The organism is Pseudomonas fortuita, assembly GCF_026898135.2.
Lineage (GTDB): Bacteria > Pseudomonadota > Gammaproteobacteria > Pseudomonadales > Pseudomonadaceae > Aquipseudomonas > Aquipseudomonas fortuita.
The window spans coordinates 2,106,083-2,129,722 of the sequence record NZ_CP114035.2 but is presented as its reverse complement, the minus strand read 5'-3'; the positions used below and the strand labels follow the sequence as shown (position 1 = coordinate 2,129,722).

At 62.6% G+C, this 23,640-nt stretch carries 24 protein-coding genes; 12 read left to right on the top strand and 12 right to left on the bottom strand.

The genetic code is table 11. The features are described 5' to 3' along the window. Window positions 1-292: 292 nt before the first annotated feature. From rloA to OZ911_RS09805, 5 genes are all read left to right on the top strand, one after another. Window positions 293-829 (top strand): retropepsin-like aspartic peptidase RloA, encoded by a 537-nt coding sequence (gene rloA, locus OZ911_RS09825; protein WP_016485910.1) that lies wholly within the window; start codon window positions 293-295, stop codon window positions 827-829. A gap of 5 nt (window positions 830-834) precedes the next feature. Beyond that, complete coding sequence (gene rloB, locus OZ911_RS09820) at window positions 835-2,370, top strand: osmotic stress tolerance membrane protein RloB (protein WP_016485909.1); 1,536 nt, start codon at window positions 835-837, stop codon at window positions 2,368-2,370. Further along, entirely contained in the window at window positions 2,370-3,350 is a 981-nt protein-coding gene (locus OZ911_RS09815; protein ID WP_023048389.1) for an alpha-L-glutamate ligase-like protein, read from the top strand. Before rloB ends, OZ911_RS09815 begins: the two co-directional genes overlap by 1 nt. 208 nt (window positions 3,351-3,558) lie before the next feature. Further along, entirely contained in the window at window positions 3,559-4,902 is a 1,344-nt protein-coding gene (gene pabB, locus OZ911_RS09810; protein WP_070086793.1) for an aminodeoxychorismate synthase component I, read from the top strand. A gap of 79 nt (window positions 4,903-4,981) precedes the next feature. Then, on the top strand, window positions 4,982-5,716 hold the full coding sequence (locus OZ911_RS09805) for a phosphoadenylyl-sulfate reductase (protein ID WP_016500538.1): 735 nt from the start codon (window positions 4,982-4,984) through the stop codon (window positions 5,714-5,716). A 39-nt stretch (window positions 5,717-5,755) separates the two neighbouring features. On the opposite strand, the gene cysB is transcribed toward OZ911_RS09805, so the two are convergent. The 3 genes from cysB to OZ911_RS09790 form a co-directional block, all read right to left on the bottom strand. Further along, window positions 5,756-6,730, bottom strand: a complete 975-nt coding sequence (cysB, locus tag OZ911_RS09800; RefSeq protein ID WP_016485905.1) for an HTH-type transcriptional regulator CysB — start codon at window positions 6,728-6,730, stop codon at window positions 5,756-5,758. A 128-nt stretch (window positions 6,731-6,858) separates the two neighbouring features. Continuing rightward, window positions 6,859-7,356, bottom strand: a complete 498-nt coding sequence (locus OZ911_RS09795) for a universal stress protein (RefSeq protein WP_016485904.1) — start codon at window positions 7,354-7,356, stop codon at window positions 6,859-6,861. A 135-nt stretch (window positions 7,357-7,491) separates the two neighbouring features. Then, window positions 7,492-8,439 carry a putative 2-dehydropantoate 2-reductase gene (locus OZ911_RS09790; protein WP_070086794.1) on the bottom strand — a complete coding sequence of 316 codons (948 nt, stop codon included), beginning with the start codon at window positions 8,437-8,439 and terminating at the stop codon, window positions 7,492-7,494. A 233-nt stretch (window positions 8,440-8,672) separates the two neighbouring features. On the opposite strand from OZ911_RS09790, the gene OZ911_RS09785 reads away from it, so the two are divergent. Beyond that, complete coding sequence (locus tag OZ911_RS09785; RefSeq protein WP_016485902.1) at window positions 8,673-9,749, top strand: 3-deoxy-7-phosphoheptulonate synthase; 1,077 nt, start codon at window positions 8,673-8,675, stop codon at window positions 9,747-9,749. Between the two features lie 135 nt (window positions 9,750-9,884). Here the strand turns inward: OZ911_RS09785 and OZ911_RS09780 are convergent, their stop codons facing one another. Further along, entirely contained in the window at window positions 9,885-10,166 is a 282-nt protein-coding gene (locus OZ911_RS09780; protein WP_003250290.1) for a GNAT family N-acetyltransferase, read from the bottom strand. Between the two features lie 508 nt (window positions 10,167-10,674). Between OZ911_RS09780 and oprI the strand changes: the two genes are divergently transcribed. After that, a complete protein-coding gene (oprI, locus tag OZ911_RS09775; RefSeq protein ID WP_003259780.1) occupies window positions 10,675-10,926 on the top strand; it encodes an outer membrane lipoprotein OprI in 252 nt (83 codons plus the stop codon). A gap of 132 nt (window positions 10,927-11,058) precedes the next feature. Here oprI and OZ911_RS09770 read toward each other — a convergent pair whose 3' ends face one another. From OZ911_RS09770 to OZ911_RS09760, 3 genes are all read right to left on the bottom strand, one after another. Beyond that, on the bottom strand, window positions 11,059-12,036 hold the full coding sequence (locus OZ911_RS09770) for a L,D-transpeptidase family protein (protein WP_016485901.1): 978 nt from the start codon (window positions 12,034-12,036) through the stop codon (window positions 11,059-11,061). Window positions 12,037-12,149: 113 nt separating this feature from the next. Continuing rightward, entirely contained in the window at window positions 12,150-12,440 is a 291-nt protein-coding gene (locus OZ911_RS09765) for a hypothetical protein (RefSeq protein WP_016485900.1), read from the bottom strand. Between the two features lie 58 nt (window positions 12,441-12,498). After that, window positions 12,499-13,104: an arylesterase gene (locus OZ911_RS09760; protein WP_023049048.1), complete on the bottom strand. Its 606-nt coding sequence runs from the start codon at window positions 13,102-13,104 to the stop codon at window positions 12,499-12,501. A gap of 10 nt (window positions 13,105-13,114) precedes the next feature. Here OZ911_RS09760 and OZ911_RS09755 point away from each other — a divergent pair, with 10 nt between their 5' ends. Then, on the top strand, window positions 13,115-13,798 hold the full coding sequence (locus tag OZ911_RS09755) for an ABC transporter ATP-binding protein (RefSeq protein WP_016485898.1): 684 nt from the start codon (window positions 13,115-13,117) through the stop codon (window positions 13,796-13,798). Then, window positions 13,798-16,305, top strand: coding sequence for an ABC transporter permease (locus OZ911_RS09750; RefSeq protein WP_016485897.1), 2,508 nt, complete (start codon window positions 13,798-13,800; stop codon window positions 16,303-16,305). The genes OZ911_RS09755 and OZ911_RS09750 overlap by 1 nt, the downstream gene beginning before the upstream one ends. A gap of 64 nt (window positions 16,306-16,369) precedes the next feature. Here the strand turns inward: OZ911_RS09750 and greB are convergent, their stop codons facing one another. From greB to OZ911_RS09735, 3 genes are all read right to left on the bottom strand, one after another. Next, window positions 16,370-16,843, bottom strand: coding sequence for a transcription elongation factor GreB (gene greB / locus OZ911_RS09745; RefSeq protein WP_016485896.1), 474 nt, complete (start codon window positions 16,841-16,843; stop codon window positions 16,370-16,372). 11 nt (window positions 16,844-16,854) lie between these two features. Then, window positions 16,855-17,163 carry a hypothetical protein gene (locus OZ911_RS09740; protein WP_016485895.1) on the bottom strand — a complete coding sequence of 103 codons (309 nt, stop codon included), beginning with the start codon at window positions 17,161-17,163 and terminating at the stop codon, window positions 16,855-16,857. A gap of 281 nt (window positions 17,164-17,444) precedes the next feature. Next, a complete protein-coding gene (locus OZ911_RS09735) occupies window positions 17,445-18,851 on the bottom strand; it encodes an MltF family protein (protein WP_016485894.1) in 1,407 nt (468 codons plus the stop codon). Window positions 18,852-19,008: 157 nt separating this feature from the next. Here OZ911_RS09735 and OZ911_RS09730 point away from each other — a divergent pair, with 157 nt between their 5' ends. The 3 genes from OZ911_RS09730 (at window position 19,009) to OZ911_RS09720 (ending at window position 21,838) form a co-directional block, all read left to right on the top strand. Then, window positions 19,009-19,806 carry a TatD family hydrolase gene (locus tag OZ911_RS09730; protein ID WP_016485893.1) on the top strand — a complete coding sequence of 266 codons (798 nt, stop codon included), beginning with the start codon at window positions 19,009-19,011 and terminating at the stop codon, window positions 19,804-19,806. 109 nt (window positions 19,807-19,915) lie between these two features. Next, window positions 19,916-21,394 (top strand): methyl-accepting chemotaxis protein, encoded by a 1,479-nt coding sequence (locus OZ911_RS09725; RefSeq protein ID WP_060518920.1) that lies wholly within the window; start codon window positions 19,916-19,918, stop codon window positions 21,392-21,394. A 75-nt stretch (window positions 21,395-21,469) separates the two neighbouring features. Next, window positions 21,470-21,838 carry an Mpo1-like protein gene (locus OZ911_RS09720; RefSeq protein WP_016485891.1) on the top strand — a complete coding sequence of 123 codons (369 nt, stop codon included), beginning with the start codon at window positions 21,470-21,472 and terminating at the stop codon, window positions 21,836-21,838. 136 nt (window positions 21,839-21,974) lie between these two features. Here the strand turns inward: OZ911_RS09720 and OZ911_RS09715 are convergent, their stop codons facing one another. Both OZ911_RS09715 and OZ911_RS09710 read right to left on the bottom strand, forming a co-directional pair. Next, on the bottom strand, window positions 21,975-22,772 hold the full coding sequence (locus tag OZ911_RS09715; protein ID WP_016485890.1) for an acyl-CoA thioesterase: 798 nt from the start codon (window positions 22,770-22,772) through the stop codon (window positions 21,975-21,977). A gap of 88 nt (window positions 22,773-22,860) precedes the next feature. Then, window positions 22,861-23,628: a CHAD domain-containing protein gene (locus tag OZ911_RS09710; protein WP_031312233.1), complete on the bottom strand. Its 768-nt coding sequence runs from the start codon at window positions 23,626-23,628 to the stop codon at window positions 22,861-22,863. Between the last annotated feature and the right edge of the window lie 12 nt (window positions 23,629-23,640).

Sequence of the window (23,640 nt, the reverse complement as noted above, 5' to 3'; positions counted from 1 at the left end):
GAAAATCTATTCGCCAGAAATTAGCGAACTAAAGCGACCCAGTCAAAGAAAAAATGAATATTGTCGACAATCGTCTAAGAACGAACTAACCCCGCCCAGGTGATGTCAGATCGCGCACCGCTGGCGTCAAGACGTCGGCGTGATAGAATGCCGCGCCTCCGTTGGGGTATGGATAGCCTGTCTGTCATACATTCATGCTTGTTGACAGATACAAGAGGAAGGTTGCGCAGTCGTTGCCAGTCGCCTTGACCAGAACCTTGCCTAGAACCTTGCACTGCACCGCGCCAGGATTATGAGACTTACACCCGTTTTATTGCTGCTATGCCTCACCCTGCTGCCGGCCCTTGGCCAAGCTGCGGGCAAGACCGTCTATGGCCTGAACGAATATGCACGGCTGGGCGACCTGGACCTGGAAGTGGCTGCCAAGCTCGACACCGGTGCCAAGACCGCCTCGCTCAGCGCCCGTGACATCAAGCGCTTCAAGCGCAACGGCGAAAGCTGGGTGCGCTTCTACCTGGCCATCGATGCTGCCCATTCGCACCCGATCGAGCGTCCGCTGGCACGCGTGAGCAAGATCAAGCGCCGGGCCGGCGACTATGATGCCGAATCGGGCAAGGCCTACACGGCACGCCCGGTCATCGAACTTGAAATCTGCATGGGCCAGGCCATGCGCACCATCGAAGTCAACCTCACCGACCGCAGCGCCTTCCAGTTCCCGCTGCTGATCGGCTCCGAGGCGCTCAAGCACTTCGACGCGCTGGTCGACCCAAGCCTTAAATATGCGGCCGGCAAACCTGCCTGTGCCACCGACGCTCCCAAAGCAGAGTAATCCCGATGCGCTCTCTTACCCTCCATCTGAAAGTCCTGATCACCGTACTGGTGCTACTGGGCGTGGCGGTCACGGCCTATCAGATCTTCTTCCTCGGCATTCCGGTGACCGAAGACGAAACCGACGACCTGTGGAACATCGACGCCAAGGTCGAGTTTGTGGCCAGCACCAAGGACCCGGTCAAGGTGCAGATGTTCGTGCCACCACTGAACCGCGACTACGTGAGCCTCAACGAGAGCTTCATCTCCAACAATTACGGGGTGAGCGTCAACCGCGCCGACGGCAACCGCAAGGTCACCTGGTCGGCCCGTCGCGCCAGCGGCAACCAGACCCTCTACTACCGCCTGGTGCTTACCAAGCGCTACAGCAACGAAAAGACCACGGTCAAAGGCCCGACCTTCCGGGACAGCCTGGCTATCGAAGGCCCCGAGAAGATCGCCGCCGAAGCCCTGATGGCGCCGATTCGCCAGCACTCCGCCGACGTCGAGACCTTCGTCAGCGAGACCATCAAGCGTGTCAACAACCTCAACGACGACAACGTCAAGCTGCTGCTGGCCGGCGACACCTCACCGATGAAGAAAGCTCAGGTCATCGACCTGCTGTTGTCGATTGCCCACGTGCCGATGGAAAAGGTGCACACCATCCGCCTGGTGGCTGACACCCCGCAAACCCCGGAGCTATGGCTGCGCAGCTTCAACGGTAACGACTGGCTGTACTTCAACCCCGACACCGGTGAACAAGGCCTGCCCAACGATCGCCTGCTGTGGTGGACCGGTGACGACAACCTGATCACCGTCGATGGCGGCAAGAAGGCCAACGTTACCTTCAGCATGAACAACAGCGAGATGAACGCCATCCGCCTGGCCAAGCTGACCGACGAGAACACCGACGCCGACTTCCTCGAGTATTCGCTGTACGGCCTGCCGTTGCAGACCCAGCAAACCTTCATGATCATGGTAATGATCCCGATCGGCGTGCTGGTGATTCTGGTCCTGCGCAACCTGGTCGGCCTGCAGACCCTGGGTACCTTCACCCCGGTGCTGATCGCCCTGGCGTTCCGCGAAACGCAGCTAGGCTTCGGCATCGTGCTGTTCACGGTGATTACCGCCCTTGGCCTGTCGCTACGCTCGTACCTTGAACACCTCAAGCTGCAAATGCTGCCACGCCTGTCGGTGGTGCTGACCTTCGTCGTGGTGCTGATCGCAGCCATCAGCCTGTTCAGCCACAAGCTCGGCCTTGAGCGCGGGCTGTCGGTGGCGCTGTTCCCGATGGTGATCCTGACCATGACCATCGAGCGCCTGTCGATCACCTGGGAAGAGCGTGGCGGTGGCCATGCCATGAAAGTGGCCATTGGCACCCTGTTTGCCGCCTCGGTGGCGCACCTGCTGATGATGGTGCCCGAGCTGGTGTACTTCGTGTTCACGTTCCCGGCCGTGCTGCTGATCCTGGTGGGCTTCATGCTGGCGATGGGCCGCTATCGTGGCTACCGCCTGACCGAACTTCTCCGCTTCAAGGCATTCCTGAAGAAGGCTGACGCCTGATGTTTGGCCTGATCAAGACGTGGAAAGCCCTGGAGGCCCGGGGCATCATGGGTATCAACCGGCGCAACGCGGACTACGTGTTGAAGTACAACAAGCGCAGCCTGTACCCGATCGTCGACGACAAGATCATCACCAAGGAGCGCGCCCTGGCGGCCGGCATCCATGTGCCGGAAATGTACGGCATCATCGAAACCGAGAAAGAAATCGAGAAGCTCGACCAGATCATTGGCGGGCGCAGTGATTTCGTCATCAAGCCGGCGCAAGGCGCCGGCGGTGATGGCATCCTGGTGATCGCCGACCGCTTCGAGGACCGCTACCGCACGGTATCGGGCAAGATCATCAGCCATGAGGAAATCGAGCACCAGATTTCGAGCATCCTCACTGGCCTGTACTCGCTGGGCGGGCACCGCGACCGGGCGCTGATCGAGTACCGGGTTACCCCCGACCAGATCTTCAAAAGCATCAGTTACGAAGGTGTGCCGGACATTCGCATCATTGTACTGATGGGTTATCCGGTAATGGCCATGCTGCGCCTGCCGACCCGCCAGTCCGGCGGCAAGGCCAACCTGCACCAGGGCGCCATCGGCGTAGGCGTTGACCTGGCCACCGGCGTAACCCTGCGCGGTACCTGGCTGAACAACATCATCAGCAAGCACCCGGATACCACCAACGCAGTGGACGGCGTGCAGTTGCCGAACTGGGACGGTTTCATGAAACTGGCCGCCGGCTGCTATGAACTGTGCGGGCTGGGTTACATCGGTGTGGACATGGTACTGGACCAGGAGAAGGGCCCACTGATTCTTGAGCTCAACGCCCGTCCGGGCCTGAACATCCAGATTGCCAACGACTGCGGCCTGACCCAGCGCACACATGCCATCGAGGCGCACATCGAAGCACTGGCCAAGGACGGCATCACCGAAGATGCCGAACAGCGGGTTCGGGTAGCTCAGGGTTTGTTCGGGCACGTGCCTAACCGCTGAAGTGCCGGGGCTGCCTGGCAGCCCTTTCGCAGCACAAGGCTGCTCCTACAGTTACTGCGCAGGTTTCCAGGGCTGCGTTTCACCTGTAGGAGCAGCCTTGTGCTGCGAATGGGCCAAACCCTCTGTTGAATGTCGCGCCCAGTGCTAGGCGCTTTTCCTGCACAGGTCTACAATCGCCCTCCTCGCTTTTACATCGCCGTCCACACTGATGCCGACCTGTACGCTTTACCCCCTGCCCTACCAGCCCGACCCTGCCGCGTATTTCGCCCGCCTGCGCCAGGCCCCTGGGGCGATTCTGCTCGACAGCGCCCGCCCCGGCGCCGAACGCGGCCGCTTCGACCTGCTCAGCGCGTGGCCGCTGCAGCAGCTTCAAGCGCACCCCGGTGAACAAGGCCGCGCCTTCCTCCAACGCTTGCGCGCCGGCCTGGCGCAACTGGGCCATGCGCAACTGCCCGAAGGCAGCGCGCTACCCTTCGCCGGGGGCCTGATCGGCTACCTGAGCTACGATTTCGGCCGCCGTCTGGAACACCTGCCCAGCCTGGCTGTGGACGACCTTGGCCTGCCCGACGCACAACTGGGTCTGTATGCCTGGGCACTGGTCAGTGACCATATGCATGGCACCAGTCAACTGGTGTTCCACCCAAGCCTGGCAGACAGCGAACGTGAACGCCTGATCACGCTTTTCGAAAGCGCCAGCAGCACCGCAATTGGCGACTTCCAGCTGCTCACGCCGATGGCCGGCGACCTGCAGCCTGAACAGTACCGTGCCGCCTTCGACCAGGTACAACGCTACATCCAGGCCGGCGATTGCTACCAGATCAACCTTACCCAACGCTTCCGCGCACCCTGCCAAGGTGACCCCTGGAGGGCCTATCAGGCCCTGCGGCAAGCCTGCCCGACGCCGTTTTCCGGCTACCAGCAACTGGCCGACGGCAGCGCGTTGCTGAGCTTTTCGCCTGAGCGCTTCATCCGTGTCAGCCAAGGCCAGGTTGAGACCCGACCAATCAAGGGCACGCGCCCACGCGCCCACGACCCGGTTGAAGACAAGCGCAATGCCGAAGAGCTGCTGCACAGCCCCAAAGACCGCTCGGAAAACCTGATGATCGTCGACCTGCTGCGCAACGACCTCGGGCGTAGCTGCAAGATCGGTTCGGTGAAGGTACCGGAGCTGTTCAGCCTGGAGAGCTACCCTAACGTCCACCACCTGGTCAGCAGCATCACCGGCCAGTTGGCCAGCGACAAGGATGCCCTGGACCTGATCGGCGACAGCTTCCCCGGCGGCTCGATCACCGGGGCGCCGAAGATTCGCGCCATGCAGATCATCGACGAGCTGGAGCCGGCGCGCCGGGCGCTGTACTGCGGCTCGCTGCTGTATGTGGACGTGCGCGGCGAGATGGACAGCTCGATTGCCATTCGCAGCCTGCTGGTCAAAGACGGCCAGGTCAGTTGCTGGGGCGGCGGTGCCGTGGTGGCCGACTCCGAGTGGCAGGCCGAATATGAAGAGTCGATCGCCAAGGTGCGGGTGCTGATGCAGACCTTGCAGGGCCTGTGAGTCCGTCTAGCCCGCGTTTTTTTGTTACCATCACCTCACTACGAGCGCACAGCGCCACAGCCAAGATGGAAACCGCCTGATGAGCCAACCCTTCGACGTCGCCGCCCTGGCCGCGACCTACGCCAACAAGTCCCCACAGGATATTCTGAAGCTCGCCTTCGAGCATTTTGGTGATGACCTGTGGATTTCCTTCAGCGGCGCCGAGGACGTGGTGCTGGTCGACATGGCCTGGAAGCTGAACAAGCAGGTCAAGGTGTTCAGCCTCGACACCGGCCGCCTGCACCCGGAGACCTACCGGTTCATCGACCAGGTGCGCGAGCAGTACAACCTGCCGATTGAACTGCTCAGCCCCGACCGTGCCAAACTCGACCCGTTCGTCAAGGAAAAGGGCCTGTTCAGCTTCTACAAGGACGGCCACGGCGAGTGCTGCGGTATTCGCAAGATCGAGCCGCTGCGCCGCAAGTTGGCCACCGTGAGCGCCTGGGCTACCGGCCAGCGCCGCGACCAGAGCCCAGGCACCCGCAGCCAGGTGGCGGCACTGGAAATCGACAGCGCTTTCTCCACGCCCGAGCGCACCCTCTACAAATTCAACCCGCTGGCGCAGATGAGCAGTGAAGAAGTGTGGGGTTATATCCGCATGCTTGAGCTGCCATACAACAGCCTGCATGAGCGCGGCTTCATCAGCATCGGCTGCGAGCCATGCACCCGCCCGGTACTGCCAAACCAGCATGAGCGCGAAGGGCGTTGGTGGTGGGAAGAGTCAACGCAGAAGGAATGCGGGTTGCACGCAGGCAACCTGATCAGCAAGGCTTGAGATAGCCGGGGCTGCTTTGCAGCCCCCTGCAATCGTGGATCAGTGCACCGGCAGCTCAACACCGGCAAACAGCTCTTCGAGCTCTTGCTTGTTATGGCACTGAATGGCTTTGGCCATCACTTCGCGAGTCAGGTGCGGGGCAAACTTCTCGATGAAGTCGCACATGAAGCCACGCAGGAAGGTGCCACGGCGGAAGCCGATCTTGGTGATGCTGGCCTCGAACAGCTCGCTGGCATCCAGGGCCACCAGGTCATTGTCGAGTTTGGCGTCCACGGCCATACCCGCGACGATACCCACGCCCAGCCCAAGCCGCACATAGGTCTTGATCACGTCGGCGTCTGCCGCGGTAAACACCACTTTTGGCGTGAGGCCACGGTGGTTGAAGGCTTCGTCCAGCTTCGAGCGCCCGGTGAAACCAAACACGTAGGTCACGATCGGGTATTCGGCAACTGCTTCGAGGGTGAGTTTCGGCAGCTTGGCCAGCGGATGCCCCTGGGGCACCACAACACAGCGGTTCCACTTGTAGCACGGCATCATGATCAGGTCGCCAAACAGCTCCAGCGCCTCGGTGGCGATGGCGAAGTCGACCGTACCGTCCGCAGCCATCTCGGCAATCTGCATGGGCGAACCCTGGTGCATGTGCAGCGACACTTCCGGGTATTGCTTGATGAAACTGCTGATCACCGGCGGCAAGGCATAGCGCGCCTGGGTGTGGGTGGTGGCGATGGACAGCGTCCCCTTCTTCTCGTTAGAGAATTCCTGGGCGATCTGCTTGATGCTCTCGACCTTGCGCAGGATTTCGCCGGCGGTATTGATGATGCGCTCACCGGCCGGCGTGACACGGGTCAGGTGCTTGCCGCTGCGAGCAAAGACTTCAACACCCAGTTCGTCTTCGAGCAGGCGGATCTGCTTGCTGATACCAGGCTGGGAGGTATACAGGCTCTGCGCCGTCGCGGAGACGTTGAGGTCATGGTGCGCCACTTCCCAGATGTAGCGCAGTTGTTGAAGCTTCATAGGTTCCCCTCGGTTCAGCGATGAGTCCGCGGCAGCAGGCAGCGACGATATATAACTATATTAGTGGTTCTGGAAATAAATCTAGAACTATTTTGTTACATGCCCCCGCAAACAGCCTACGGCCATCTTCACACTTTCCTACGCCCCAGATGCTGCGCCAACGGCACCATGTACACCGGCACCGGCGACAGCTGCAGCAGCCGCACCGCCGTACGCCCCAAGGGCACATCCACACCGGCACCGGCGCTGTGGCTGCCGAAAATCAACAGGTCAACGCTCAACCGCTGCGCCTGGTCAAGGATCACCTGCGCGGGGTCACCTTGGCGTACCCGCACCGCTTTGATCACTGCCAGGTCGGCCTCCTCGCCCAGCTCATCGCGGAAGCTCTCCAGCACGCGCTGCTCAATGTTGGCCATCACCGTGCTCACCCCCTGGCTGTGCAACTGGTCAAGCGTCTGCTCATCGAGATAGCTTTGCAGCAGGGATTCGGCGAATTGCCCCATTGGCTCCACCGCATGGATCACATACAGCTCGGCATTGAACGTGCGCGCCAAGGCCAGCGCGTGCTGCATCACAAAAGGGGCGTAGACACCGAGGTCGGTGGCGTACAGCATGGAGCGGATCATTCGACCTCCTCGACTGCCGCAGCGGCAGAGCAAGCTTCAGCTTAGCAGCGCACCGGACACACGCTTTGCCGTCCGGCGCGCTACCGGCACGGGCTGGAGGCCCCGCAAAATCGCGCCATCGGGGTCAAAGCCAGCTCAGCGGGGTCGATCGCTGTCGTCGAGAAAACTCAGTGCCTGGTACAACGTTTCGGTGCGTGGCAAGCTGCAGCCTGCCGCACGTGCACGCGCCAGCGGTTCAGCATAGATAGCCTGCAGTTCCAACGGGCGCATGAGGGCATAGTCGTGATACATGCTTGGCCAGTAGTCGGGCATGCGCTCAGTCATCTGGAACAGGTGCTCGGCATAGCCCTCGGGCAATACGTGCCCGCAGGCGCCAGCGCCTTGCACCACCTCAGCCATCAAGGCCTGTATCAGGGCACGGCTGTGGCTGCTTGCCATCAGCCCGGTGGTGCCTTCACCCAGCAGCACCGACAGGCCGTTATAAGGCACGTTCCATACAAGCTTCTGCCAGCGCGCCAAGTCCAGGTTCGGCATGGCCTGCGAATCGATGCCCGCCGCCTGGAACAACCCGGCACCTTCCCTGACAACTGCGGCACCACCCTCACGGGCCGGCCCACTGTGATAGCCCAGGTTGACCGCCCCCAGGGCCTGGTGACGAATTACACCCGGCGCGTGGCGGTTGACGCAGATGAAGCACAGGCCGCCGAGCAGGTGCATGTCGCCACGTAATGCCGGACGCAGCTGCTCTTCCACACCCAGGCCGTTTTGCAGCAGTAAAACCTTGGCGCCCGGCGCAGCAGCCTGCACGATCACAGGCGCCAGCTGGTCATTGCTGGTGGCCTTGGCACCGACCAGTAACCAGTCGCAAGCCGGCATATCTGCGGCATTGGCATAGGCCTGCACCTTCATCAGCAGCTTGCCGTGCACCGCACTGTCCAGCGCCAACCCCTGTTCGCGTACAACCTGATACTCGCTGCGCAGCAGAAAATGCACGTCGAAACCCGCGCGAGCCAGCATCACACCATAGAAGCCACCGATAGCCCCACTGCCAATGATGCCAATGCGTGGTGTGTGCGGATGCATGCGGACCTCCCGGGAAATATCAGCCTTCTTTTTACACCGCTTGCGCACTGTCAGGTAGCCCATCGACACCAGCGCGCTAAAGGAGCAGGTAAAACAGCACGCTGACGGGACTTGCGCCCATTGTCGCGCCACCCGTAACGCGCTAAGGTTCGGCTCCCCGCTGCGATTATTCTTGCTGCTGGGCCGCACGGGGATAGTTGGCGGCCGGCACCCGTGACCTGACGAGTAACACGATGGCTGATTTACCGATCGATGACTTGAACGTTGCCTCCAACGAGACCCTGATCACCCCCGATCAGCTCAAGAAGGAAATCCCCCTCAGCGCCAAGGCCCTGCAGACCGTGACTGCCGGCCGTGAAGTGGTGCGCAATATTCTCGACGGCAAGGACCATCGCCTGTTCGTCGTGGTCGGCCCTTGCTCCATCCACGACATCAAGGCCGCCCACGAATACGCCGAGCGCCTGAAGGTACTGGCCGAAGAAGTGTCCGATACGCTGTACCTGGTCATGCGTGTGTACTTCGAAAAGCCGCGCACCACCGTCGGCTGGAAAGGCCTGATCAACGACCCGTACCTGGATGACTCGTTCAAGATCCAGGATGGCCTGCACATCGGCCGTCAGTTGCTGCTGGATCTGGCCGAAATGGGCCTGCCGACCGCTACCGAAGCACTGGACCCGATTTCCCCGCAATACCTGCAAGACCTGATCAGCTGGTCGGCCATCGGCGCCCGCACCACCGAATCGCAGACCCACCGCGAAATGGCCTCAGGCCTGTCCTCGGCGGTCGGCTTCAAGAACGGCACTGATGGCGGCCTGACCGTTGCCATCAATGCCCTGCAGTCGGTGTCCAAGCCACACCGCTTCCTCGGCATCAACCAGGAAGGCGGCGTGTCGATCGTCACCACCAAGGGTAATCCGTATGGCCACGTGGTACTGCGCGGCGGTAACGGCAAGCCTAACTACGACTCGGTCAGCGTCGCCCTGTGCGAGCAGGACCTGGCCAAGGCCAAGATCAAGGCCAACATCATGGTCGATTGCAGCCACGCCAACTCCAACAAGGACCCGGCCCTGCAACCACTGGTAATGGAGAACGTTGCCAACCAGATTCTGGAAGGCAACCAGTCGATCATCGGCCTGATGGTCGAAAGCCACCTGAACTGGGGCTGCCAGTCGATTCCGAAAGATTTGAACGAATTGCAGTACGGCGTCTCGATTACCGACTCGTGCATCGACTGGTCGGCGACCGAGAAGACCCTGCGCAGCATGCACGCCAAGCTCAAGGATGTGCTGCCGCAGCGTAAGCGTGGCTGAGTGATGTAGAAAAAGCGGGGCCGCTTCGCGCCCCATCGCGGCACAAGGCCGCTCCCACAGGTCTATGCGATTTCCTGTAGGAGCGGCCTTGTGCCGCGATGGGGCGCGAAGCGGCCCCGCTTTTTTAGGGGTGCGTCAGGCCTTGCTCGAGTGCCGCTGCTGGCGCTCCATGTAGCGTTCCACATATGAGCAGGACGGGATCACCGTGTAGCCCATCTGTTCAGCGTACTCCAGAGCCCGCTCGGTCAGTGCGGCAGCAATGCCGCGGCCCCGCAAGGCGTTGGGCACGAAGGTGCGATAGATGTCCAGCGTCTGCTTGCCCAGATCCATGTACGTAAGATAGGCACGATGACCGTCCACGTTGGTCTCGAACTGATGACCGGCCTGGTCATGGTGGATGGTCAGCGCTTCGCTCATCACTACTCCTCGCAGGTCTTCTCGGCAGACCCATACCTTAACCGATGGTGGTTTATCCGGCGCAAAATCCTCGACGCCACCTGTTGCCCCTTCGACCTCTGGACGATTGTAATCGTTCGAAGCCTCTGGCACTCACAAGATAGTAGGCGCCGCGAATGGGATTGCTCAAGGTGGCGGTGGCTAAAAAAGGGTGAAAATGCTGAGAGAGCGACTCTTCCCTGTACGCTCAATAGCCGCCGGATGTTGTAGGGCTTAAGACGTCCAAAGACAGTTAAAGTCACCGTTAGTTCAACAAAAAAGTTCCTGTACTACAACAGCTTGGGAACCGTGCACGTTTTTTTCACGTGCGCGTCGCAAATCTTGTCGGGACGGCGTCTAGCCACATTTTTTTTGCAGTTCTTGCGCTCAGTCAGTTTACTTACTACAAGTAATGGGTACTATGTACGCCGGCCAGTTTCTCTTTCCTGAGAGATGGCTCTTTAATAGAAAGTCCTTGAAGGGGAACACGATGAACAACGTTCTGAAATTCTCTGCTCTGGCTCTGGCCGCAGTTCTGGCTACCGGTTGCAGCAGCGTATCCAAAGAAACCGAAGCTCGTCTGACTGCGACTGAAGACGCAGCAGCTCGCGCTCAAGCTCGTGCTGACGAAGCCTACCGTAAGGCTGACGACGCACTGGCAGCCGCTCAGAAGGCTCAGCAGACCGCTGACGAAGCCAACGAGCGCGCTCTGCGTATGCTGGACAAAGCCAGCCGCAAGTAATAATCCTCACGGATTGTTAAGAAGCCGACCCACTTGTGGGTCGGCTTTTTTATTGCCTGCCAGCCAGGCAAACACGCCCGACATTCACGAAAAGGCCCGCACTTAGGCGGGCCGTGATGTGTCGCAATTACCTTACTGCAGTTCAGGCGGAATGCTCGACACCATTGGCGCGCCACCCTGGGTCTCGACCGGCACGGCAATTTCTACCGGCATGCCATCTTCTGCAGCCACCACGTCACGCACCATGTCCCAGTTCATGCGCAGGTTATTGGCCAAGTCTTCACGCTTGAGCAGCGCATTGATAACTGCGGTGTGTTTGTCGACCACCGAAGGGTTACCCTGATCGTCCAGCGGCGTGTGCGCCTCCAGATAGACCTTGCCGCCGCTGATACCGAACTTGTAAGGCTCATTGATGATGCGCACCGGAGTGCCCACAGGCACCATCTTCGACAGTTCCAGCACGTTGTTGTTGAGCATCCGGAAGCAGCCGTGGCTGGTACGCATGCCAATGCCGAACTTCTTGTTCGATCCATGGATCAAGTAGCCCGGCACGCCCAAGGTAAACTTGAACGGCCCCAGCGGGTTATCAGGGCCAGCCGGTACCACAGTCGGCAGGATGTCACCGTCCGCCGCGTGCTCTTTGCGGATCGAAGCGGGTGGCGTCCAGGTCGGATTCGGCGTCTTGGCGGTGATCTTGGTGTTGGCGATCGGCGAACCCCAACCCTCACGGCCAATGCCCAGCGGGAAGGTATGCACCACGTTCTGCCCTTTCGGGTAGTAGTACAGGCGGTACTCGGCCAGGTTGATGACAATGCCTTCACGCGGGCCCGGCGGCAGGACGTAGCGGGTCGGCAGGATGATCTCGGTACCGGCGCCCGGCAGCCAAGGGTCGACACCCGGGTTAGCGGCAATCATTTCCAGGTAGCCGAGGTCGTTGGCGGTGCCGATGTCGGCGAACGTGTCCTCGTACTTTGCCTTGATCACATGCACCTGGCCGACGATGTCTTCACCGGGCGGTGGCAGTGGCAGCTCCAGCGCAGCAGCGGGGCCCGCTACCAGCAGGGCGGCCAGGGACAGGCTACGGGTGACGGCAGGAAAGCGCGGCAACATCCGGTAAATCCTTCGAAAGGTGGGTCAAGAGGATCGATTGTACACCCGCACCGATGCAAGCGGGAGGCATTGGCGCGATGCAAGCGTTTCAGATGATGAAAGGTGCGTGCCGTTCAGCTGGCTTGCAGCTCTGGCCAGACCGGGCGCATGCCGCGCCGTTGAGCGTCGAGGATGGCACGGCACAAGTCACACAGGCGGCTGTCGCGGTAGATCGCGCGCGGCACCCCTGACCAACGCGGCTGCGCTGGCAGCAGACCGCCGCACAAGGTACGGTCTACCGGCACGCCCAGCTCAAGCTGGCGGGCCACCAGGTGGACACGGATTTCCTGGCAGGCGAACAGGTCGAGCTGCTCGTCGGGCTCGATCAGTTGATAGGCATACAGGGACCAGGCAGGGCGCGGCATCGGGTGCACTCGAAACGGGGGGCGCAACATTAGCCGAAAGCCCGCCCCGTTTAAAGCATCACAGCAAGGGTTTTATCGCCGGCCAGGCATTTTCCAGCAGGCGCTGCTGGGCACCCTGGGCCGGGTGGATGCCATCGGCCTGCATCAATTCGGGCACCCCTCCTACCCCTTCGAGGAAAAACGGCACCAACGGCACCTGCATGTCCGCGGCCAGCTGCTCATACACCTTGGCAAAAGCGGTGGTATAGCGCACGCCGTAATTGGGTGGCAGGCGCATGCCCAGCAGCAGCACCTTGGCGCCGGCCTGCCGCGCGCTCCCGATCATCGAGGCAAGATTTTGTTGCAATTGCGCGGGCGGCTGCCCCCGCAGGCCATCGTTGCCGCCCAGCTCCAGCACCACCAGGTCCGGTTTATGCGCGGCAAGCAGCGCCGGGAGCCGCGCGTGGCCACCTGCGCTGGTGTCGCCACTGATTGACGCATTGATCACTTTGTCGTCGAAACCTTCGTCCTTGAGACGGGTCTGCAACAGGGTGACCCAACCCTGGCGGGTATCCAGGCCAAAACCGGCGCTGATACTATCGCCAACAACCAGCAGTGTTCCCGCCGCCGCGCTCTGAGCCAGGCAATACAGGGCCAGACCGGCACTCAACCACCACACTCGCATCGGATTCTCCATGGGCCCCAACATACTCGTTGCGCAGAACCTTAGCAAAGTGGTCCCCAGCGCGGAAGGTGACCTTACCATCCTCCACGCACTCTCCCTCGAGCTGGCCAAAGGCGACAGCCTGGCCATCGTCGGCGCCTCGGGCTCGGGCAAGTCGACCCTGCTCGGCCTACTCGCCGGCCTCGACCAGCCCAGCGCGGGCAAAGTCCTCCTCGCCGGCACCGACCTGGGGCCACTGGATGAAGACCAGCGCGCCCGGGTACGTGCCGAACATGTGGGCTTTGTGTTCCAGTCATTCCAGCTGCTCGACAGCCTGAATGCGCTGGAGAACGTGATGCTGCCACTGGAACTGGACGGCCGCCGCGACGCCCGCGAACAGGCGCGCAGCCTGCTGGAACGGGTCGGCCTGGGCAAGCGCCTGAGCCACACCCCGCGCCAACTGTCGGGCGGCGAACAGCAGCGGGTAGCCATCGCCCGCGCCTTCGCCGCGCAGCCTGCGGTGTTGTTTGCCGACGAACCCACCGGCAACCTCGACAGCCACACAGGCGAGCGCATCAGCGACTTGTTGTTTGAACTGAACAAAGAGCGCGGTACTACCCTGGTGCTGGTCACCCATGACGAACGCCTGGCCCGACGCTGCCGCCGCCAGATCCGCCTGGATGCGGGGCGCTTGGTGGCCCCGGTGGAGGCTTGATGAAACATATGCCGTTGTCCCGCCTGTACGGCCTGGCCCTGCGCCAGTTGCTACGCGACCTTCGCGCCAGCGAAGTACGCGTGCTGTTCTTCGCCCTGCTGGTGGCGGTGGCAGCCAGCACCGCCATCGGCTACTTCGGTGCACGCCTGAATGGCGCCATGCAACTGCGCGCCAGCGAATTCCTGGGCGCCGACCTGGTGCTACAGGGCAGTGCCCCCGCTCGCGAGCAACAGATCGCTACCGGCACGGCACTTGGCTTGCGCCACGCGCAGGTGATCGAGTTCACCAGTGTGGTGGGCGGCGACAACGGCATCCAGTTGTCCAGCGTCAAGGCCGCCGACGCTGCCTACCCATTGCGCGGGCAGGTACGCAGCGCACCGGCGCCCTATGCAGAGGAAATACCTGGTGGCGGCCCGGCACCTGGCGAGGCGTGGGTCGAGCCCCGCCTGTTGGCGGCGCTGGGGCTGGCGATTGGCGACAGCATCGACGTAGGCATGAAAACCCTGCGCATGAGCCGTGTGCTTACTTACGAACCGGACCGCGCCAACAACTTCTACAGCCTTACCCCAAGGGTGATGATGAACCTGGCCGACCTGGAAGCCACCGGTGTTATCCAGCCTGGCAGCCGGGTTACCTACCGCGACCTGTGGCGCGGCGATGCCGAGGCACTGGCCCAATACCGCCAGGCCGTGGAAAAAGACCTGGCCGCCAACCAGCGCTTGCGCGACACACGCGATGGCAACCAGCAGATCGGTGGCGCCTTGGGCAAGGCCGAACGCTACCTGAACATGGCGAGTCTGGTGGCGGTGCTGCTGGCCGGGGTCGCCGTGGCCCTGTCGGCCAGCCGTTATGCCGCTCGGCGCCTGGATGCCAGCGCGCTGCTGCGCTGCCTGGGGCTCTCACGCCGCCAGGCACTGGGCCTGTATTGCCTGCAGTTGGCCATGCTCGGCCTGGTCGCCGCCTTTGCCGGCGCCCTGCTCGGCTGGCTGGCACAGCTGGGCCTGTTCCGCCTGCTGCACGGCCTGCTGCCGAGCGTGGTGCCGGCCGGCGGCATCGTCCCTGCCCTGGCTGGCATCGGCACCGGGCTGGTTGCACTGGCCGGCTTCGCCCTGCCGCCGATTGCTGCCTTGGGCCAAGTCCCGCCACTGCGGGTGCTGCGCCGTGATCTGTTGCCGATACCACCGAGCAGCTGGTTGGTGTACGGCGCCGCACTGTTTGCCTTGGGCCTGATCATGTGGCGCCTGAGCCTTGACCTGCTGCTCACCTTCGCCCTGCTCGGTGGCGGGCTGGTCGCCGCGCTACTGCTCGGTGGCTTGCTTTTGCTCGGCTTGCGCAGCCTGCGCCGGCTGTTGGCCGGCGCACCACTGGCCTGGCGCCTGGGGCTGGGCCAGTTGCTGCGCCACCCCACGGCAGCCGCCGGCCAGGCCTTGGCCTTCGGCCTGATCCTGCTCGCCATGGGGTTGGTCGCCCTGCTACGCGCAGAACTGCTCGACACCTGGCAAGCTCAGTTGCCAAAGGATGCCCCCAACCACTTCGCCCTGAACATCCTGCCGGATGACCGTGAACCGTTCGCTGAACGGCTGCATCAGGTCAATGCCACTTCAGCACCGCTATACCCGGTAACGCCCGGGCGCCTGGTGCAAATCAACCAGCAACCGGTACAGCAAATCGTCAGCAAGGATTCGGCGGGTGAGCGCGCCGTGCAGCGCGACCTCAGCCTGACCTGGGCCGCCGAGCTGCCCGAAGGCAATGCACTGACCGCCGGCAACTGGTGGCAAGCCTTGCCCGCCGACGACGAGACCCCTGGCGTTTCGGTGGAGGCCGAGCTGGCCAGCAGCCTGAAGCTTAAAATGGGCGACCTGCTGACCTTCGACATCGGCGGCCAGCAGCGCCAAGCGCGGGTCAGCAGCCTTCGCAGCGTGCACTGGGACAGCTTCCAGCCAAACTTCTACATGATCTTCCAACCCGGCACGCTGCAGGGGCTACCGACCACCTACCTGACCAGCTTCTATCTGGCGCCGGGCCACGACCTGGACGTGGTGGCGCTGTCACGGGCATTCCCGGCAGTGACCATCTTGCAGGTGGATGCCTTGCTCGACCAACTGCGCAGCATCCTCGCCCAGGTGACCCTGGCAGTGGAGTATGTACTGGTCTTTGTGCTGGCTGCCGGGCTGGCGGTGCTGTTTGCCGGTTTGCAGGCAACGCTGGATGAACGCATTCGCCAGGGTGCCTTGCTCCGTGCGCTGGGGGCCGGGCGGCCATTGCTGGTCAAGGCACGGCGTATCGAGTTCGGCTTGCTGGGGGCAACCAGCGGATTGTTGGCCGCAGTGGGCTGTGAACTGATTACCCTGGTGCTGTACCGCTATGCCTTCGACTTGCAGTGGAGCCCGCACCCGTGGCTGCTGGCGTTGCCGCTGGCGGGGGCGCTGCTGGTGGGCGGTGCCGGAGTACTGGGCACGCGGCGGGCGTTGAATGCCAGCCCGTTGACGGTGTTGCGCGAGGGTTGAGGGTTACCTGCACCGGCCCCTTCGCGGGCGTGCCCGCGAAGGGGCCGGTGCAGGTAACATCAATTTATTGGCCGTAACTGATACTGTTGACATACCAGGTCGCTTCACCGGTAGGCGTGTGCACCACTACCTCATCGCCCTCCTCCTTCTTGAGCAAGGCGCGCGCCATGGGCGAGTCGATCGAGATGTAATCGTTGCGCCCGTAGATCTCGTCATAGCCGACAATGCGAAATTTCATGGTCTCGCCATCGTCATTCTCGACTTCGACCCAGGCACCGAAAAATACCTTGCCTTCCTGCTGAGGTGAGTAGGCCACCACTTTTACATCTTCAAGACGCTTGCGCAGGTAACGCACCCGGCGGTCGATTTCGCGCAACAGCTTCTTGTTGTACTGATAGTCGGCATTCTCGCTGCGGTCGCCCAGCGACGCGGCCCAGGCAACCTTCTGGGTGATCTCCGGGCGATATACCCGCCACAGGTGGTCCAGTTCTTTCTTCAGCGCCTCATGGCCTTGCGTGGTGATGATGTTGGTACTCAACAGCGCACTCCTCAGCGGCGGGTAATAAGGCCTTGGCGCGCGATGCGAGTGAGGTGGCCAATGACTTCTGCGGCCTCGCCCGGCGCCGGGGCCTGAATTACGGCCAGGTCGAAACGGTCATTGCCGTATTGCGCCAGGTGGCAGCCGATTTCAGCGAACTGGATCAGAAAGGCACGCGCCTGGCCCTTGCGCCGGGACAGGCCTTCGAGATGACGCAAAAGGGTGGGCTGATGCTGACCACCGAGCAGAATGCGCGGTGTGCGGGTGGCCTGGCTGGCAGGCAAAGGGCTCAAACAGACACTGGTACGTGGACAACTCATGGAGCTTCTCTCCGCCTCGCGAATCCCGCTGGGCAGCGGTGGGAGGCGTCACCGAACCAGCGCTTTAGCGGTATTTCGGATGGCCCGGAGGTGGGGCTTTCCTGCGCCCCGCAAGTAGCTGTTTAAATCGGCGCAGGCGGTATGCTAGAGCGATGAGCTACAAGTTGCAAGCTGCAAGCTGCAAGCTGCAAGCTGCAAGCTGCAAGCTGCAAGCTGCAAGCTGCAAGCTGCAAGCTGCAAGCTGCAAGCTGCAAGCAAAAGCACGCCAGCAAAATCATTTATCAACGCTTCGCTACGCGCTCCAGCACGGCCCGCTCGCGGTTGAATGCCAAAAAGTACTTGTTGACACTGTTGACGAAGTTGACCGGCCCCATGCCTACCTGCTCCATGGCGATGCGTTCGGTCTGGAAGAACCACTGATTGCCGTTAAGGCCGCGCCGCCGGGCTTCGGCGCGCATGGCCTGAACGCGCTCGGGGCCGAGGTTGTAAGCCGCCAGCACAAAGGCCATGCGCTCACGCTCGTTGATTCTGGGGCTGGCAAAGAACTTACGCCGAATCAGGGCCAGGTAGCGTGCGCTGGCCTGTACATTGCCATCTACCGTGGCGGTGTTGCTTACCCCCACGCGCTGGGCCGCCGAAGGGGTAATCTGCATCAGGCCATGGGCACCGCCCGTGCCGCGTGCGGCCGGGTTGAGCGTCGATTCCTTGAAAGCCAGCGCCGCCAGGTTGAGCCAGTCGATCTGCTGCGCCTGACCATGCTTCTGCAGCACTGCCCGCACCGAGGCCAGCCGCTGGCGGTCCTTGCTGGCCAATGGGTTGTGCACCCGGTACTGGCGCCGGTAGATGCGCTCGAACGCGGCATCCTGATTGTCTGGCGCGCGGTAACCTCGCAGAAAGTGATCCACCGTGGCCAACAGCTGCGGCGCATCGCGCCCCACATACCAGCGCATGGCTTGCGGTGGCCCCAGGCGCACACGGCTGTCCAGCCGCAGGCGCGGCATAACCCGCGCCCAGCGCCGGGCAATCGGCTGTTCGACAACGGTAAGGTGGTAGATGCCTGCCTGCACCATTTCCAGTACATCCTCCACCGCCAACGTGGAGTCAACCCACTCCACCTTGATCGGCGGCCGCTTGCGCAGCGCCAGTTGCTGGTTGACCTGCTGGATCAGCGGGCCGGCGGCACTCGCGCTGGTCAAGGCCACGGTACGCCCGGACAGCTGTTCGACCTTGCTGAAGCTTCGCTCGCCTTTGCGCCCCACCAGCGTCAACGGCACCTGGTCGAGTATCGGCGCAGTGCTGCTGACGCCGCGTACCGTGCCAGGGTCGAGCAGCTCGCCCGGCGCAGCCAGGTCACCCTCCCCGCGGGCCAGAGCGCCCAGCAACTGCTCCTTGGCACGTGGGATGAGCTTTAGCTGGATCTGCTGGTCGTCCGCGTTGCGGGCATTGAGGTAATGCTCCAGGGCACGCAGGCGATAGTACTCGATGCCAACTGGCTCGCCCTTGACCTCGCCAGAGCTGTTACGGCTCTGGTTGACCAGCACCCGCAGCACTTTGCTGGTGCGAACCTGCTGCAGGTCACGCACCTTGGCGGGTGGTATGTTCTGCTGCGGCCCCGGCGCGCGCGCCTGGGCCGGGCCGGTCAGGGTCAGGCCCAGCGTCAGCAGAAAAACAAGCCAGCATCGCAGCATGCCAAAACGTGTCCGTGGTGGTTGGGCGGTATCCATGGGTTGAGCCGCCAAGTGAGAAATGACGGTAAAAGACCACGGCAACAGCATGAAGTTCTTGGTTTTTTCAGAAAAACGCGGATTTTGCTATGCTGGCCGCCCCGCGGCACGAGATAGCACCATGCAACTGATCGATATCGGCGTCAACCTGACGAACAGCAGTTTCCACGACCAGCAGGCGGCAATCGTCGAGCGCGCCCTTGAGGCCGGGGTCACACAAATGGTGCTGACAGGCACCAGCCTGGCAGTCAGTGAACAGGCGCTGGAGCTGTGCCAGCAGCTGGATGCAAGCGGTGCGCACCTGTTCGCCACAGCGGGCGTGCACCCCCACGATGCCAAGTCCTGGGATGCCGGCAGCGAGCGCCAGTTACGCCAGTTGTTGAATGAGCCGCGCGTGCGCGCCGTGGGCGAATGCGGCCTGGATTTCAACCGCGACTTCTCCCCTCGCCCACTGCAGGAACAAGCCCTGGAAGCCCAGTTGGCGCTGGCCGCAGAGCTGCGCCTGCCGGTGTTCCTGCACGAGCGCGACGCCAGCGAGCGCTTGCTTTCGATCCTCAAGCATTACCGCGACCACCTGAGCGGCGCGGTGGTGCACTGCTTTACCGGCGAGCGCGAGGCGCTGTTCGCCTATCTGGACATGGACCTGCACATTGGCATTACCGGCTGGATCTGCGATGAACGCCGTGGCACCCACCTGCATCCACTGGTAGGCAACATTGCCGAAGGGCGGCTGATGCTGGAGAGCGATGCCCCCTACCTGCTGCCACGCAGCCTGCGGCCCAAGCCGAAGAATGGGCGCAACGAGCCAGCATTTCTGCCGGAGGTGTTGCGCGAAGTGGCGCTGCATCGGGGCGAATCGGTCGAGCACACGGCGGCGCATACCACCGCAACGGCGCGGGCGTTTTTCCGGCTCCCCTGAGCCCTGTGCGCGGGCTGTTGATATGGGTCAACATCCGGCTGAGTAGATGCAGGCACAATGATGGCACCTTGCGAATACTGTTTCCGCTCAACTCAGAGAAGACCTGCCCATGGGTGCCTGGCTTAGCAATGTTTCCCTGAAGTACAAATTCTGGGCCGTCAATGCGGTGGCCTTTGTCACGACCCTGCTGCTGGTGCTCTACGCCGTACACCTTGAGCAACGCGCCCGCGCCGAAGCGGCGCAGGCGCAGGCGGCAGCGCAAGCCCAGCTGCTGGCTGCCTGGCCTGCCGGGCAAGCATTGCCACGCACGGCCAACGTCATCAGCTGGTCGGCCGGGCAAACGCCGATTTTCGCCGGTGAAGCGCTCGATAGCCTGCGCAGCGGCCAAGGTTGGGTCGAGCTGCCGAGCGCCTGGATCCTCGGCGAAAACCCGTTGCGCGGTGCGCAGGTCTTGCGCAACGGCGACCAGCAGGTGGCCGTACTGGCGCAGTCGCCAAGCCTGCGTCAGGTATTTTTCGACCGCTTCAGCAACTACGCGGTGTGCGTCCTGATCCTGATGCTGGCCATGCTCGGCGCCTCGCAGTTGCTGATCCGCTTCCTGCTCAGCCAGCTCAATACGTTGAAGGATGTGATGCTGCACGTGGAAAAGACCGGCGACCTTGCTGCCCGTGTGCCGCTGGCCTGCGGCGACGAGGTCGGCCAGATGGCCGGCGCCTTCAATGCCATGCAGGCCACCTACCACCGCGTGGTCAGCACCGTCGCCCACACTGCGGCACAGCTGGACTCGGGCGCCGCACGCCTGGCCGCCAGCATGAGCAACGTCCGCCACGGCATGCTCGGCCAGCAGAGCGAGACTGATCAGGCCGCCACCGCCATCAACGAAATGTCGGCGACGGTGCACCATATTGCCCAGCATGCCGGTGCCACCCGTGACCTGTCACAAACCGCCGACACCTTGGCCGGCAGCGGCCAAGAGGTGGTCAGCCGGGTGCAGGATTCGATTTCCGGGCTTTCCAGCGGTGTTCAGCAAACCGCTGAAATGATTCGCCAACTGGCTGACGACAGCCAGAAAATCAACAGCGTGGTCGGTGTGATCCACAGCATCGCCGAGCAGACCAACCTGTTGGCGCTCAACGCGGCCATCGAAGCGGCGCGCGCCGGGGATCTGGGCCGCGGCTTTGCTGTGGTGGCCGATGAGGTACGTAACCTGGCCAAGCGCGTGCAAACCTCAACCGACGAAATCACCACCATGGTCTCTGCCCTGCAATCAGGCACCCGCGATGCCGTGGAATTCATGCAGGAAAGCTCGTTCAAGGCAGACGATTGCGTGCGCCAGGCCAAGGAGGCCGGCGAAGCACTGGCCGAGATTACCGGAGCTGTGGCGCAAATGCGCGAAAGCAATACCCAGATTGCCGTGGCGGCCGAGCAGCAAAGCCAGGTGGCCGAGGAAATGAACCGGGCGGTGGTGAGCATCCGCGATGTCACCGAACAGACCGTGCAGCAGACGGTGGGCTCGGCGAATACCAGTAGCGAATTGGCGACCCTGGCCGGCGAACTGAACAGGGCCATTGGCCAGCTCAAGCTATAGTCGCCATAGCCTGCCTCGATTGGCCTGCGCCCGGCAACCGCACTAGACTTTGGGCATGACCGAGAGGAATTGCCCATGAGCAAACGCCTGCCCAACCTGCCCGCCTGGCAATGGCGCGGCTATCACAATAACCACCGTCACCCCGCCAATCTGGTGCTGCACCTGATTGCGGTGCCGCTGTTCATACTGGGCGCCCTGCTGATTTTGTCGGGCCTCTTCGCCCTGGACCTGGGCCAGATCGCCGTTGGCGTGATCGCCCTGATTGCCGGCCTTGGCTTACAGCGCCATGGCCACCGCCTGGAGGTAGAGCAGCCCGAACCCTTTGCCAACCGCCAGGATGCCGTGCAGCGCCTGCTGACAGAGCAGTTCATTACCTTTCCGCGCTTTGTGCTGAGCGGGGCGTGGTGGAAAGCCTGGCGGGAGCGGCACAAACACCGCCATTGATGCCATGGGGCTGCTTTGCAGCCCAGTCGCGACGCAAGGCCGCTTCCACAGGAATCACGCGCAATCTGAAAATTGCGAGATCCTTGTGGGAGCGGCCTTGTCTCGCGAAAGGAGCGCGCAGCGCTCCCAAGATTGATCAGGCAAACACGGTCACAGTCTGTCGGCTCAGGGCAAGCAATTCGCCTTCCGCCGTCCACAACGCCGCCGCAGCATGCCCATAACCCTCCCGCGCATGCTCGGTCTCCACGCAGTAGCGGCACCAGTCCAGGGTCGACAGCTTCGCCGTGGGCTGAATGAACTCGATGGTCCAGGTCAGGGTGCTGCCTGCTGCGGGCTGTTTGAGAAAGGGCATCAGGCTGGGTGGCCAGGCATCGACCAACGCCAGCAAATGCGCCTCATTGACCTGTTCTTCAGCCACATCGCGCAAGCGCACCCAACCGCCCATCTTGCGCGACTGATTGCCACTGAATGGCAACCCACCCACTGCCCAGCGCAAGGCCACGTGCCGCATGAACTCCGGAGTAACGCCTTTGATATACGGCAACTCGGGCGCTGCGTCATCGAGTGCTGGCATTTCCATCGCCGGTAACGCTGGCACCTCGACCACCGAAGGCCGGCCTGCACCGAAATTACCCTGCACCAGGGTCACCACCTGGCCATCCTGCACGGCGCGGCCGAGCAATGTGCTGACCGCCTTGCCTTCGCGCAGCACCTCCACTTCGAAACGGATTGGCACATCGGCAGCAGCAGGCGCGACGAAACTGATGGCCAGCGAGCGCACAGGGCGGCTGTCGGACAGTTTCAGGCACATGGCCTCATAAACCATGGCCGCCATGAGGCCGCCAAAGGCGGCGCGACCCTGGGCCCAGCCAGGCGGGATACTGACGGCATCCGGATTGGCCCGCACGGCGTCAAGCAGTTGGTTGAAGTTCATTGGCTGGCTCCTGCCCACAGCGATAAGGTCTGCCCATCGTAGCCAGCAAACTCCAGGCGATCAGCCCGCATATCGGTCAATGTTCGGGCTAGCGACGCGCCAGCGCGCGCAGCAGGGCATCCAGCGTCACATCCGCCGTGCGTTCCGCCTCGTGCAGTTCCTGCTCCCACGCGGCCTTGCAAGGGGCCAGGTCAGCATGGTCGCGTGCCTGCAGCAACCACTGCAGGCGGTCATGCCAGCCGCCCAGGTCTGCCTGTGCCTTTTTCAGCAGGCGCTGCAGTTTTTTCCCGGCATGGTCGAGCTGCGGGTAGGCTTCGTCGCCATAGCGCGCACGCTTGATCAGCAAGCGCAGGCGGTGGCGGTCGTGAGCAGGGTCTTGCAGGGCTTCGTGCAGCCTACGCCACTGCTTGACCAGGCGCTTGTCAATGCGCTTGTCCAGCGACTTGACCAGCCCCTCACGGCCTGCCGCCCGCAAGAACAACGGAAACGCGTCCACAATCGCCAGCACCCGGGTCAGTTGTGGGCTGGCAGCCACACTGGCAAAGGTCCTGCTACGCCCTTCCAGGCGCCGCTGCCCTGCTGCAGTATGGCCGCGCCCGATCAGTTCCGCTGCCAGCACCTCGCGGTCACGCAATGGCGTGGTCAGGGTACCCAACGCGCTGGCGGCCTCCTCCAACTGCTCCACACCAGGCAGCCCGCGCAGGGGCCTCAGCAGGCTGCGCAAGCGCCGCAGGCTGATGCGCAGGTCGTGCAAGGCCTCGCTGTCAGTATCAGCGGCCAGGCGTTCCCGGCAAGCCAGCAGCCGCACCTGCACCGCCAGGATCTGTGCAACGACATGGTCTAGCATGGCAGACATACGACGCTCCTC